The organism is Nocardia glycosmidis (genome assembly GCF_052545115.1).
Map to the genome: position 1 here is coordinate 16,542 of NZ_JBQWRH010000013.1, position 13,516 is coordinate 30,057.

Consider the following 13,516-nt stretch of genomic DNA (forward strand, 5'->3'; position numbering starts at 1 on the left):
TGTTGCGTCTGGAGCGCGACGATGTTCGAGCCGGAACCCGTACTCGCGCAACTCGGTCGCCGCAGGCACCTAAGCCGCTTAGTTGCACAACACGGCTGCGGCCGCACGCTCGCCCGCGCTGGTGCCGGCGCACCCGCTACGTCTGATCGAGCAGCGTCAGATAGGCGTCGAGTTGGGCAGCGCCGGCGAGAAGGTGGCGGCTGCGCGTGGTCAGCCGGTCGGTCCAGGAGTCGAGGAAAGCGCTCAACGCATCCGGCCCGCCCGCCTCGCGTAGCGACTCGATGAACTGCGCGACCCGGCGCAGCGGGTACCCGCCGCGGCGCAGCTGTCGCGCGATCTCGGCGTCGCGCAGGCAGTCCGATCCGTATTGGCGGTAACCCGTTGCGCGGTCGCGGACAGGGCGCAGGATGCCCTCGGTCTCCCAGGCGCGCAACGTCGCCGGGTGCACGCCGAGCCGGCCCGCGAGTTCGCCCACCGTCAGCGGTCGACCGTGGACAGGGGCCGGTGTGGTGGTGGACAGACTGCCGAGGGCCGTCGCGACCTCGGTGCGAGTCTCGCGTTCGGCGAGTAGGGCGACGTGTGCGGCGTCGATGAGCCGGTAGGCGGACTCGGTGTCGCCTCGGTTGGTCGCGCGCATGATCTCCGTTGCGTGCTGGTGCCCATGGCCACGGCGCAACGCGAGGAAGGCTCGCAGGGCGTGCACGTGCAAGGGCGTGTAGCGCCGGTAGCCGGTCTCGCTGCGTTCGGTCGGCGGGAGGATGCCCGCGTCGTCGTAGTTGCGGATCGCCTGTGCGGACAACCCGTGTTCCCGGGCGAGGTCGATGGGTCGCAGCGTGCACCTCCGATTGAGGCTTTGCTCCACTGCTCGCAGGTAGAAGCAGCAGAAGTTTCACTCGTTTCTTCAACGATAGTGTTCAAAGGTAGTGCCTTTGAAAGGGGTGTATATGTCCATCGCCGCAGCACTGCGTGGAATCGGACGCCAACTCGACGACCCAGCAAGCCTGGGTCGGGCCCTCGACGAACTGCTCGCCACGCGGACCGAGCCGCCGGCCCTGCTCGCCCTCGGCGAACCGACCCACGGGATCGAGGCGTTCCCGTTGCTGCGCAACGAAATCCTCGGTCACCTCGTTGAACGGGGATTCCGGTCGATCGTGCTGGAGACCGATGTCTTCGCCGCATCCATTGTCGATGACTACGTGGCCGGGGCAGTGGCGGAGATCGACACGGTTCTCGCGACCGGGTTCAGCCACGGGTTCGGCGCCGTGCCGGGCAACCGCGAACTCGTCGAATGGCTCCGCGCGCACAATTCCGGCCGCGCACCGCAGGATCGGGTTCGCTTCCACGGTTTCGAGGCGCCGCTGGAGTACTCCGGCGCGGCGAGCCCGCGCCACGCACTGTCGGCGGCCGACGACTACCTGCCCGCGGCGCTGCGACCCGAATCGGTCCGCGACCTCACTGCGCTGGTCGGCGAGGACGCGGACTGGACGAACCCGGCGGCCATGTACGACCCGGCAGCGTCCATAGGCGGCGGTGACCGCGCTCGCGCCCTGCGTATCGTCGCCGACGATCTCGCCAGCGCGCTGCGCCGAGCGGCACCCACCCTGCGCCCCGCCGACCCGGTCGGCTACGACCAGGCCGTCGCGCACGCGCGCACCGCCCAGGGCCTCCTGCGCTATCATGCGGCCATGGCCAGCCCCGCGCCTGATCGCATCGCGACCCTGCTCAGCCTGCGCGCCGAGATGATGGCCGACAACCTGCTGGCGATCGTGGCGAAGGAGCAGCGACGCGGACCGAGCCTGGTGTTCGCGCACAACGTGCACCTGCAACGCACGCAATCAAACATGCAGGTCGGCGCAGACGAGGCGACCTGGGGAAGCGCGGGTGCGCTCGTCGGAATAACCCTCGGTGAGCGCTACGCGTTCGTGGCAACCGACGCCAACCCCGATAGCGATCCCGGCACCCTCCAGGGTGTACTGGCCGAGGCGACCACCCGCCGCGCCTTGTTCCCAGCACCTGCCTTGCGCGCCGCGCTCGCCCCATCGATCGGGGCAGGCGAACCGATCGTGCCCGGCCACATCCCGCTCGCCCCGGCAGATTTGGACGGCGCCGACGCGGTCATCTTCGTCGCCGACACCGATGGAAAACGGCATCAGTACTGGTAGCGGCATATTCCGTATACCCTGGCCGCAACAGGCGTAGCCGTACTCGCGGGGACCCGGACCTTGAATGTTCCCAGTCAGCAGTGGATTTCGGCGCTGCCCGGGTCACGCACCGGCCATACCTCGCCCGGTGCCAACGATGCGGCCGCGGGCCTCGCCGAACCCGAGCCGCTTCCCGCCGGCCGCAGGCGCGGTCGCCCGCAGGTCGATCACGTCGCCGTCCTCGAGGAAGGTGCGCTGTTGTCCGTCGACCGTGACCGGCTCGGCGCCGCCCCAGGTGAGCTCGATGAACGCACCGCGCTGGTCCTTGTCCGGGCCGGAGATGGTGCCGGAAGCGAACAGGTCTCCGGTGCGCATCGGCGCGCCGTTGACGGTCAGGTGAGCCAGCATCTGAGCGGGCGACCAGTACATGGCGGCGTACGGCGGGCGGGACACGATCTGGCCGTTCCACACCACCTCCAGGTCGATGTCGAGCCCCCAGGGCCGGTCCAATGCCAGGTAGGGCAACACGGCCGGCTCCTGGACGGGGGTATCGACTTTCGCGTCCTGCAGCGCCAGCAGGGGGACGACCCACGGGGAGATGGTGGAGGCGAACGACTTGCCGAGGTTCGGGCCCAACGGCACGTACTCCCAGGCCTGGATGTCGCGGGCCGACCAATCGTTGAACAACACCACCCCGAAAATGTGGTCCTCCGCGTCGGCTACGGCGATGGGCTCCCCCATCTCGTTGCCGACCCCGACCACGAAGCCCAGCTCTGCCTCGATGTCCAGCCGCACCGACGGCCCGAACACAGGCACCGGGTCCTGTGGGCCCTTGCGCTGACCCGATGGCCGGACGATGTCGGTGCCCGACAGGACAATCGAGGCACTGCGGCCGTGATAGCCGACCGGCAGGTGCTTCCAGTTCGGCATCAGCGGATCGGGGTTGTCGGGCCGGAAGAGCCTGCCGAGGTTGGCGGCGTGGTGCTCGCAGGCGTAGAAGTCGACGTAGTCGGCCACCTCGAACGGCAGATGCAGTGTCACCGAACCGAGCGCGTGCACCGCCTGCGCCGGCACCGCGGCGGTCAGCATCGCGGTGATCGCAGCCCGCACCTCGATCCAGCGGTCGCGCCCCTGAGCCATGAACGGGTTGAGCGACGACACCCCGAAGGTCTCCTCGTCACCGAGCAGGACGGCGAGGTCGACGACGTAATCGCCGTACCGCACCCCGACCCGGGGCTCGCGGCCGGGCACGGAATAGACGCCGTAGGGCAGGTTGTGCAGACCGAACAGGTCGTCGGCGGGCACGGTCAGTCGGGTCACGGGAGATCCTCCGTCAGATGGGGGTCCAGCAGCCCGAGGGCGGCGAGTTCCTCGACCGGTTCGGCGATGGAGCAGGTGCCGAACGAGCGGAACGCCTCCCGTACCCGGGGTGCGAGGGCACGGACCGGTTCGACGACCCGTGCGCCGTCGCGGTCGGCGAGCAGGTCGACCAGCTCGGCCGCGTCGGCGCCGTCGAGCGCGGCGCCGGTGGCGGCGAGCAGGTTGAGGAAGCCGTGCTGCTCGAAGCCTGTCGCAGGGTCGGTGTTGCGCAGCGCGTGGTGCAGCCCTGCAGTCGCCTTGAACGGAACCCCGTACCGCACCGCCGTCAGCACGCAGGCCGCGAGTTCCCGTTCGTCCGGGTAGAGCTCGGCCCGTACCCCTCCGGTGCGGAACTTCGCCAGGTACGGCGTGTCGGCCAGCGCGGCCAGCACCGCCTCGCCGCGCTCGTCGCGAGGTATCTCGACGAAGACGGACAACTCGGAGTGACTGTCCAGCAACCGCTCGAGCGTAGCGACGACATCAGCCGGTGGGGTTTCCTGGGGCAGCATGACTTCGAGCGCGCGCAACCGTGCCGCCGGGATCCGGGCGGCGCCTGTGCGGGCCTCGCTGACCTGGGACAGTGGCGTAGTGACGGCGATATCGAGCGCTGCCCTTGGACGCTGCCCGGGAAGAGCGTCGACGACCTCGGCCAGCTCGCCGAGGTCCTGGACTGCGAGCACGAGTGGGCCGACCAGTGCGGCGTGCGCCGAGGTGAGGTACCGCAGGTGCGCCGGCACTGCCTGCGCGAGCGGCAGGTTCGCGGGAGGGAAGACCGCCGCGTCATCGCACAAGGCGGTGATCAGCGCGGCCGGTAGCGGGTCGGTGCTCATGCGGGAGCGCCCCCATCGCCCCCTGGTCGCCACGACACCACGAGTAAGCGTATACCCCGTCTCGGCCGCACGACCCGTCTCGCCGATCCCCAACAGCTGGCAGGTGCCGACCACCGGGCGAAGGCTTCTTCATCCTTTCCGTGAGGGCTCGGCGCAGCCTCCCGTGCGCTCGTCGCCTTGGGCGAGGAGCGCACGGGCGAGCACCTCGAAGTCACCCGGCCAGGCGCCGGAACCGCTGATCGTCTGCGCACTTGCGGGAAGCTACGGGCCGGCGCGGCGGGCCTAGCTGTCGCCTGGCGTGGCCATCCCGACCTGGCTGTCAGCGTTGTCTTCTTCGACGGCAGTCGGGACGAACCGACCGTGCGCAGGCATCCGGTGCGGGCCGGAGAGGTGCTGGTGCAGCGTTCTACTGGGTGACGCACCGCTGAACCCCTCGGCCCGCGTGTCGTCAAGTGCCGGTTTGTCCTTGGCTGCAGGGACTTTCGACGCTGGTGGCCCGCCCCGGGCGCGTTCACGGGCCAGTGCTCGGTCCCGTTGTTCCTCGAACCGGGGGATCTGTACGTGTTCGAGGTTGTTCAGGTAGGCGGCGAGACGCTCGCGGGCTTGTTTGCCGCGGGGTCCGAAGTCGGTGCGGCCGAAGATGTTCCACTGCCGGAGCACGGGTTGCAGGACTTCTTCCAGGTGTTGGCGCAGGTCGTAGATGCCGTGTTTGGCCATGAGGACGCCGTTGCGGCGGAAGTTGGGCATGCCGGAGCCGGGCATACGGAAGTTCTCCACGATCAGGTCGATCGCTTCGATGGCCTGGTCGGGCACGAGATCGAGGGCGGCGGCGCACATATCGCGATAGAAGATCATGTGCAGGTTCTCGTCGAGCGCAATGCGTTGCAGCATTCGGTCGGCAACCGGGTCGTCGCAGACGGCGGCGGTGTTGCGGTGGCTGATCCGGGTGGCCAGCTCTTGGAAGGACACGTAGGCGACCGAATGCAGGAAACCGGCCTCACCTGCCGAGGCCGCCTGGTCTCCCCTCGGGGCGAAGCCGGTGGACATGTGCACCATGCGGTCGTTCTCCAAGGCGACGGGGTCGACACCGCGGGTCACGACGAGGTAGTCGCGCAGGACGATACTGTGGCGGGCCTCTTCGGCGGTCCAGCGACCGACCCACGACCCCCAGGCGCCGTCTGGGGAGAAGTTCTCACTGATCTCGCGGTGATAGGACGGGAGATTGTCCTCGGTGAGCAGATTCGTGACCAACGCCGCTTTGGCCACCTCCGACAACCCGGATTGCTCAGGCTCCCAGTCGGTTCCGCCGAGCAGCGCGAAGTTGCGGCCGGAGTCCCACGGCACGTAGTCGTGGGGATGCCACTCCTTGACCATGGACAGGTGCCGGTTCAATGCGGTTGCGGCGACGGGTTCGAGCTCGGTGAGGATTTCCAGTTGCGCCAGATCACGCGCCAATGTCGTGTCCGCCTTTCTCTGTCGAAGAATTGAGGATGCGAAGCAAGTCGATGGGCCGATGACGGTGGTGGGCAAACGCGAGGGCCGAACCGTCGCCGCCGGCAGGAGCCCGCTACCCGGTTGTGGTGGCGATGCCGCCGACAGCGGGGGTGACGAGGGTTAGATCGGCGTCGTAGCGGCGGTACAGCAGATGGCCGCGCCCCGATACGACGTCGGTATAGAACAGGAAAGGCAATCCGTGCTCGCAGGCCCGATCAGTTGCTCGGGTTTCGGTGAGTACCGGCGCGGGACGTGGATTGATCGTGAACGGTCCCAAACCATCCGACGCGGAACGTGGTGGCTGGACGCTGTGCTGGCGGGCCAGTCGCAGCCCGGCGGGCCCGGCACGGTAGACGACGGCCTCCTCGCCGGTATCGGCATCGGTGAACAGGTGCACGCCGTAATCCATCGCGTCCATCACCGCTGCGGCGACCAGCGGGCGGCTGGTCGCCAGCAGGACCGGCTTGCGCCGGGACAGTTTTCCCGGCCCGGAAGTGTCCGGCTCCGCCGCGGTCGGATCCGGCCACGGCCGCGGCTGCCACGGCGCCCGCAACGCCTTGATCTGCCGTTCCAGCCGTAGCACGGCCGGCAGCGCATCGCCACGGCCGTGCGTCAACGTCTGCATTCGCGCCGGTGTATCACCGACACGCAGATTCACCTGGACCAGCATCGCACCGGTGTCGCGATTCGCACCGGTGATCCGCAGCCGGGCACCGCCGGTGAGATGCTCCCGTGCCAGTAGCCGGCCGACGGCACCGGCGAACCGTTCACCCTCGAGCACCGGCACCTGGCCACCGGCGAACACGACCACGTCGGGAAACAACGTCGACGACCACGCCTGCGACGCCCGCAACATACACCCTCCACTGTTCTCGACGCATCGGGCTGAACGCCTGCGCCGAAAACCACGGTGCCCGCTGGTGCGTCAAAGCCGATAGGGCCGAAGGTCACAACGCCGATCACCGCAGCGCCGCCGCCCCCAAGCCGCGCCCGCTGCGCTCGGCGAACCGAAGACCCCTGCGGGACTGCAGGATTCATATCAACCACGCATCCAGACGCAGGCTCACGCGCGAGCTGTGACAGCGAAGGGCAGGTGCTTCGAGGCGCGCGCACAACGCCGACGTTGCGACGGGGCGTCACAGGGCTGGATCCCAGGCCAGGGGCGGGGATCTGATAATTTGCGCGCGCCGCCTACGCACCCTCGACCGAGGGTTGCCACCACAGCCCCGGCAACGACATGCGAGCTGTTTGCTAAACTATGCAAGTAGCCGGGCGTTCGCCCGGGCCGACGCCGCCGCCAGCGGAAGGATTTGGTTCGGAAAATGCCGGGATCGAGCAGGCCCCTCTATCAGATGAAGGCCGACTTCTTCAAAACGCTCGGCCACCCGGTGCGGATCCGCGTCCTCGAGCTGCTCAGCCGCCGTGAGCACGCCGTCTCGGAAATGCTGACCGAGATCGACGTGGAGGCGGCCAGCCTGTCGCAACAGCTGTCCATCTTGCGGCGGGCCGGTCTGGTCACCGCTCGCCGTGAGGGCCTGTCGGTGATTTACGAACTCACCTCACCCGAGGTCGCCGAACTCCTGGCGACGGCCCGCGCGATCCTCACCGGGGTGGTCGCCGGGCAGGCCGAAGCCCTGGAACAGTCCGCATAACCAGTGCCGCACCGACACCCCTCAGGAGCGCAGCACATCTAATTGCATATTTTCTAAACTATATACCTTGCATTTTCGTGAAGGAGAGATCAGCTGTGACCGACCACCCGACCGCCGCTGTGCAGGCACCGACCGACCACGAAGGCATCCTGGCGTGGGTGGCCGAGGTTGCCGAACTCACCGCACCGGATCGGATCGTGTTCTGCGACGGCTCGCCTGCCGAGTGGGACCGGCTGACCGGACTGTTGGTCGAGAAGGGCACCTTCGTGCCGCTCGAGGCGAAACCGAACTCGTTCTGGTGCGTGTCGGACTCCGATGATGTGGCTCGCATGGAGGACCGTACGTTCATCTGCTCGGAGCTCGAGTCGGATGCGGGCCCGACCAACAACTGGGTGGACCCGGTCGATATGCGCACGGTAATGACCGAGCACTACCGGGCCGCGATGACGGGCCGGATCATGTACGTGGTCGCGTTCTGTATGGGGCCGGTCGACGCCGCGGACCCCAAGTTCGGTGTGCAGATCACCGATTCGGCATATGTGGCGGTGTCGATGCAGATCATGACCCGTTCCGGCACACCGGTCTGGGACCTGCTCACCGACGACACCGAATTTGTGAAATGCCTGCACTCCGTGGGCGCTCCCCTGTCACCGGGCCAGCAGGACGTGCCGTGGCCATGTGACAAGACCAAATACATCTCGCACTTCCCGCAACACCGCGAGATCTGGAGCTACGGGTCCGGCTACGGCGGCAACGCGTTGCTGGGCAAGAAATGTTTCGCGTTACGCATCGCATCGGTGCTCGGCCGCGACGAGGGGTGGCTGGCCGAGCACATGCTGATCCTGAAACTCACCTCCCCACAAGGGAAGACGCATTACATCGCGGCAGCGTTCCCATCATCGTGCGGCAAGACGAACCTCGCCATGCTCGAACCCGCGCTGCCCGGCTGGAGCGCCGAGACCATCGGCGACGATATCGCGTGGCTGCGCTTCGGCGCCGACGGGCGGCTGTACGCGGTCAACCCGGAGGCCGGATTCTTTGGTGTCGCACCGGGTACCAGCGCGAAAACCAATCCGAACGCGATCGCCACCATCGCTGCCGGGAACTCGGTCTTCACCAACACCGCCCGCACTCGCGACGGTGATGTGTGGTGGGAGGGTCTGACCGACACACCGCCCGAGGAGCTGATCGACTGGCGCGGGCAGCAATGGACCCCGACGTCGCGAACGCCTGCCGCGCACCCGAATTCGCGATACTGCACACCGATCGCGCAGTGCCCGTCGGTGGCACCGGAATGGAACGACCCGACCGGGGTACCGATCTCGGCGATATTCTTCGGCGGACGCCGCGCGACGACGGTACCGCTGGTGGCAGAGACGTTCGATTGGGCGCACGGAGTATTCACCGCGTCGGTACTGTCGTCGGAAACCACCGCGGCCGCGGTGGGCGCGGTGGGTGTGGTGCGGCGTGACCCGATGGCGATGCTGCCGTTCCTCGGCTACCACGTAGGCGACTACTTCGCGCACTGGCTGACGCTCGGCGCGGACGCGGACCCCGCTACGCTGCCAAAGATCTTCCAGGTCAATTGGTTCCGCCGAGGCGCCGACGGGACATTCCTGTGGCCAGGATTCGGCGACAACGTCCGCGTTCTCGAGTGGGCACTGGAACGGATCGCCGGTACCGCGGACGCGGTCGAAACACCGATCGGGTACGTGCCGACCATGGACGCGCTCGACTTGTCCGGTTTCGACGCGGGGACCCGGGCGCAGGTGGCCCAGGCGCTCGCGATCGACATCGACGAGTGGGTGGCCGAGACCGCCTCGATCGACGAATGGTACGCCATCATCGGCGACGACCGGCTGCCCGAACAACTGCGCGAGCAGCTGACCGCGTTGAAGCTGCGTCTGGCCGAGAACCGGTGAGCGCACTCGCCTTGCTGCCACGCTGGTCGGACTGGCGCTCGGCGGTCCGCGCGCCCGGCGCCGATCTGCTGTCGGGTCTCATGGTCGCATTGGTGGCGCTGCCGCTGGCGCTGGGTTTCGGGATCTCCTCGGGGCTGGGGGCCGCGGCCGGGCTGGCGACCGCGATCGTCGCCGGTGCGGTCGCGGCGGTATTCGGCGGCTCCCGATACCAGGTGTCGGGGCCGACCGGGGCGATGACCGTGGTGCTGGTTCCGATCGTCGCTCAGCACGGTGCGAGCGGGGTACTGGCCGTGGGGCTGCTGGCCGGAATCGTGCTGGTGGTGCTCGCGGTCGCCGGGGTCGGGCGGGCAGTGCGGTATATGCCGGCCCCGGTGATCGAGGGGTTCACCGCAGGCATCGCGGTCGTCATTGCGTTGCAACAATTCCCGGCTGCGCTCGGCATCGCCCATGCCCACGGCGACAAGGTCTGGCAGTCGGCATTCGACGCGGTCCGCCAGTATGTCGCGCATCCGGACCCCGTGACGGTGGCGACCGCGCTGGCTGTGGCCGCGGTCGTGCTGGTCGGCGGCCGGTTGCTGCCGAAGCTGCCGACCGCGCTGATCGCGGTCGCCGCCGCCACCGTTGTCGCGCATGTGCTCGATCTGGGTCTCACGCCGATCGGGACGATCCCCTCCGGATTGCCCGCTCCCACCGTGGAATTCGTGCATCTCGACCAGGTGGGGTCGCTGATCGAGCCCGCGCTGGCGGTGGCGGCGCTCGCCGCGTTGGAATCGTTGCTGTCTGCCACTACCGCCGACGCGATGGCCGTCGGCACCCGCCACAATCCGGACCGTGAACTGCTCGGCCAGGGTCTGGCCAATATCGCCGCCCCACTGTTCGGCGGTGTGCCCGCCACCGGCGCGATCGCGCGCACCGCTGTGAACGTGCGCGCCGGCGCCCGCACCCGGCTGGCGGCGCTCACCCACGCAGTGATACTCACCGCGATCGTCTACCTCGCCGCGCCCGTGGTCGCCGACATCCCGCTGGCCGCACTGGCCGGAGTGCTGCTGGCCACCACCGTGCGAATGGTCGAAACCGCCTCACTGACAGCCATCGCCCGCGCTTCCCGCGGTGACAGCATCATCATGCTGATCACTTTCGCCGTCACCGTCGCACTCGATCTCGTGACCGCAGTCGCGATCGGTGTCGGCATCGCGACGCTTCTGGCATTGCGGTCAGTCGCGAAAGAAGCACGGCTGCACCAGGTTCCACTCGACGACACCGATCACCGCACGGAAGAACACCAGCTGCTGCACGACCATATCGTCGCCTACCGCCTCGACGGGCCGCTGTTCTTCGCCGGCGCCCACCGCTTCCTCCTCGAACTCACAGAGGTTTCGGACGTACACGTCGTCATCCTCCGCATGTCGCATGTCACCGCCCTCGACACCACCGGCGCACTCGTGCTGAAGGACGCCATCAGCAAACTCGAACACCGCCGCATCACCGTGCTCATGTCCGGACTACGCGCCGACCACTACCGCAAGCTCGCCGCCATCGGCGCCCTGCCCACCGGCGGAGCCGATCACCTCTTCGACCACACACCCGACGCCATCGCGCGCGCTCGCGGCTACCTGCCCGATCCAGCGGCCCCCACGGATGGGCGGCCGCCCGACAACGTCCCTCAGTCGATTGCCACGCGGTAACGGTCCGCCGCTCGATGAGATCGGTGGATTCAACCTGCACGCGGGACTGATCACACGAAGCCCACAACTGCTGAGGGTACCGGTGGATCCGCACTCTGGCGCCGCCGGATCCTCTGCGGCTCGCCCCGACTCGACTGTCTCGTCACGGGATCCCATGTGCTCGACCTCTCTCCGGCCCCTGGTCGATATCACGTTCGACACGTCGGTTGTCAGCGCGACAGAGGGCCTAGTGTCGTCGCTTGTGACCGAACTTTCCTCGCACATTCGTGCGACAGCAGATGCCTATGATGCCGTCGCCGGCCTCTATGCGGAAATCACCCGCGACGCCCTCGACAGCGTTCCGCTGGATCGCGCGATGCTCGCCGCGTTCGCCGACCTCACGCGGGCCGGCGATTCCGGGCTCGTGGCCGAGCTCGGGTGCGGCCCAGGACATGTGACCACGCACCTGGCAGGCCTGGGGCTGGACGTTTTCGGCCTCGACCTGTCGCCTGTGATGATCGATCTCGCCCGCGCAACATATCCACAGCTGCGGTTCGAAGTCGGTTCCATGGACGCTCTGGACCTGGCCGACGGCGCGCTGCGAGGCATCGTGTCGTGGTATTCGGTCATTCACACTCCCCCGCACGAGATCCCTGCGTACTTCGCCGAGTTCCGTCGGGTGCTGGCGTCCGGGGGCCACCTCTTGCTCGCATTCTTCGAGTCCGAGGGCGAGCCGGTCACCATGTTCGACCACAAAGTGACGGCAGCCTACCGGTGGCCGATCGACGACTTCGCGAGACTGGCCGGCGAAGCCGGATTCATCGAGGTCGGCCGGATGCTGCGTGAGCCGCAGGAGGGCGAACGGTTCCGTCAAGGTCGTCTGCTGATGCGCAAAAGGTAAGCAGGGCTCCTTCGTCGAGCGTGCCGTAGGGTGTTCTCTCGCGCCGAATACCTTTGGCGCGGACAGACAATCGCCGATGTGAATGGGGGCGCCGAAGTATGGACGATCGATCCGCCGTCGTCGCGGTTCCCGAGTCGGTGCGCACGCAGCTGCGCCGTGGCGTCCGCAGCGTGCTGGTCGATGCTGCCGCGCTACGGCTGGTCCGGGATCGTTTCGATGACGATCAGGCCGGTTCGCTGCGCCGGTATCTGGAAGCCTCCCAATCGGCGAACACCGTGCGCGCCTACCGCGCCGACTGGGTTGCCTGGTCGGCGTGGTGCGCCGCCGAAGGCAGACAGGCACTTCCCGCCGATGCGCTCGACGTCGCCGTCTACCTGGCCGCGGCCGCCGACGCACGCCGCGCTGCCGGCGGATGGGCGTTCAGTCCGGCGACGTTGGAACGCAAGTCGGCCGCAATCGCGGCTGTGCACGCGGCGAACGGACTTCCGTCGCCGACGCGCTCGGATGTGGTGCGCTTGACCCTGCGTGGCATCCGCCGCATCCGCCGCGCGCAGCCCCGGCGCAAACGTCCGGTCCTGCTGTACACCCTCGATCAATTCCTCGGTGGACTTCCCGAACCGGGCTGGCCCGCCGAACCCGCCCGCCGCCGGGACGCGCTCGCACTGCTCATCGGCTTCGCCGGAGCGTTGCGCCGCAGCGAACTGGCCGGGCTGCGCATCGGCGACGTCGAAGTGAGCGCCGATCACAGCACCGGCGAGCCGATTCTGCTGATCCGGTTACCCGCCACGAAAACCGATCCCACCGGCACGGCGGAACAGCGCGTGGCCCTTCCGCGTGGGCGGCGCCCGGCGACCTGCCCGGTCTGCGCTTTCGCCGACTGGCTGCGTTTGCGCGAAATACATGCCGCCGCAGGCACTTCCGGCGTCCGGAGCTGGCTGTCCGAACACCCCACCGGTTCTCCCGATATCCATCGCTGCCACGGCTTCACCGGCACCCACACCGACCCGGAGCTTCCCCTCTTGCCCGCCATCACCCGGCACGGAGCCATCGCCGATCACGCTATGTCCGGTCGCGCGGTCGCCGAACTGGTCAAACGCTATGCCGCCCGGGCGGGCCTGGACCCAGACCTCTTCTCCGGCCACTCCCTCCGTGCCGGCTTCGCGACGCAGGCCGCGCTCGGCGGCGCCAGCGACCGCGAGATCATGCGCCAGGGCCGATGGTCCAACCCTCGCACCGTCCACGGCTACATCCGCACCGCCAACCCCTTGGAAGACAATGCGGTCACCAAACTCGGGTTGTGAAGCCGATACTGTTGTACCAGTTGAAAGGTGCTGCTCATCGACGCTCGAAGCTATGTCGTTATTGGCGCAGGCATGGACGCGACGCGTACCATGTGGCGCATCCAGGCAATCGTGAAGGGAGGCGAGCAATGAGTACGTTGACGCAGGAAACATGGCGCGCACGCAGGGTGAAGCTGACGCCTGAGCAGGTCGAAGCGAATCGCCGTGCAGCCGAGAAGCTCCTTGGCCGCAAGCTTCCCCCGCGCCCCACCC

General features: G+C 68.0%; 10 protein-coding genes and 1 pseudogene. 6 read left to right on the forward strand and 5 right to left on the reverse strand.

All coding sequences use genetic code 11. The features are described from left to right. Positions 1 to 136: 136 nt before the first annotated feature. Positions 137 to 832 carry a MerR family transcriptional regulator gene (locus ACT86A_RS17445; RefSeq protein WP_445093334.1) on the reverse strand — a complete coding sequence of 232 codons (696 nt, stop codon included), beginning with the start codon at positions 830 to 832 and terminating at the stop codon, positions 137 to 139. Between the two features lie 112 nt (positions 833 to 944). Between ACT86A_RS17445 and ACT86A_RS17450 the strand changes: the two genes are divergently transcribed. Beyond that, positions 945 to 2,162, forward strand: coding sequence for an erythromycin esterase family protein (locus ACT86A_RS17450; RefSeq protein ID WP_445093206.1), 1,218 nt, complete (start codon positions 945 to 947; stop codon positions 2,160 to 2,162). Between the two features lie 102 nt (positions 2,163 to 2,264). Here ACT86A_RS17450 and fahA read toward each other — a convergent pair whose 3' ends face one another. The 4 genes and pseudogenes from fahA to ACT86A_RS17470 form a co-directional block, all read right to left on the reverse strand. Beyond that, positions 2,265 to 3,461 carry a fumarylacetoacetase gene (gene fahA, locus ACT86A_RS17455; RefSeq protein ID WP_445093207.1) on the reverse strand — a complete coding sequence of 399 codons (1,197 nt, stop codon included), beginning with the start codon at positions 3,459 to 3,461 and terminating at the stop codon, positions 2,265 to 2,267. Beyond that, positions 3,458 to 4,330, reverse strand: coding sequence for a hypothetical protein (locus tag ACT86A_RS17460; protein ID WP_445093208.1), 873 nt, complete (start codon positions 4,328 to 4,330; stop codon positions 3,458 to 3,460). The genes fahA and ACT86A_RS17460 overlap by 4 nt, the downstream gene beginning before the upstream one ends. A gap of 483 nt (positions 4,331 to 4,813) precedes the next feature. Then, a pseudogene (locus ACT86A_RS17465) lies at positions 4,814 to 5,785 on the reverse strand (acyl-ACP desaturase); the annotation flags it as partial. Between the two features lie 112 nt (positions 5,786 to 5,897). Further along, positions 5,898 to 6,680, reverse strand: a complete 783-nt coding sequence (locus ACT86A_RS17470; protein WP_445093209.1) for a sigma 54 modulation/S30EA ribosomal C-terminal domain-containing protein — start codon at positions 6,678 to 6,680, stop codon at positions 5,898 to 5,900. A gap of 466 nt (positions 6,681 to 7,146) precedes the next feature. Between ACT86A_RS17470 and ACT86A_RS17475 the strand changes: the two genes are divergently transcribed. The 5 genes from ACT86A_RS17475 to ACT86A_RS17495 all read left to right on the forward strand — a co-directional run bounded on the left by ACT86A_RS17475 (position 7,147) and on the right by ACT86A_RS17495 (position 13,264). Then, positions 7,147 to 7,476 carry an ArsR/SmtB family transcription factor gene (locus ACT86A_RS17475; RefSeq protein ID WP_445093210.1) on the forward strand — a complete coding sequence of 110 codons (330 nt, stop codon included), beginning with the start codon at positions 7,147 to 7,149 and terminating at the stop codon, positions 7,474 to 7,476. Positions 7,477 to 7,571: 95 nt separating this feature from the next. Further along, positions 7,572 to 9,398: a phosphoenolpyruvate carboxykinase (GTP) gene (locus ACT86A_RS17480; protein ID WP_445093211.1), complete on the forward strand. Its 1,827-nt coding sequence runs from the start codon at positions 7,572 to 7,574 to the stop codon at positions 9,396 to 9,398. Continuing rightward, on the forward strand, positions 9,308 to 11,083 hold the full coding sequence (locus tag ACT86A_RS17485; protein ID WP_445093212.1) for a SulP family inorganic anion transporter: 1,776 nt from the start codon (positions 9,308 to 9,310) through the stop codon (positions 11,081 to 11,083). The genes ACT86A_RS17480 and ACT86A_RS17485 overlap by 91 nt, the downstream gene beginning before the upstream one ends. 241 nt (positions 11,084 to 11,324) lie before the next feature. Further along, the gene (locus ACT86A_RS17490) at positions 11,325 to 11,963 is read left to right on the forward strand and encodes a class I SAM-dependent methyltransferase (protein WP_445093213.1); all 639 of its coding nucleotides are present in this window, start codon (positions 11,325 to 11,327) and stop codon (positions 11,961 to 11,963) included. A 98-nt stretch (positions 11,964 to 12,061) separates the two neighbouring features. After that, a complete protein-coding gene (locus ACT86A_RS17495; protein WP_445093214.1) occupies positions 12,062 to 13,264 on the forward strand; it encodes a site-specific integrase in 1,203 nt (400 codons plus the stop codon). Positions 13,265 to 13,516: the final 252 nt, after the last annotated feature.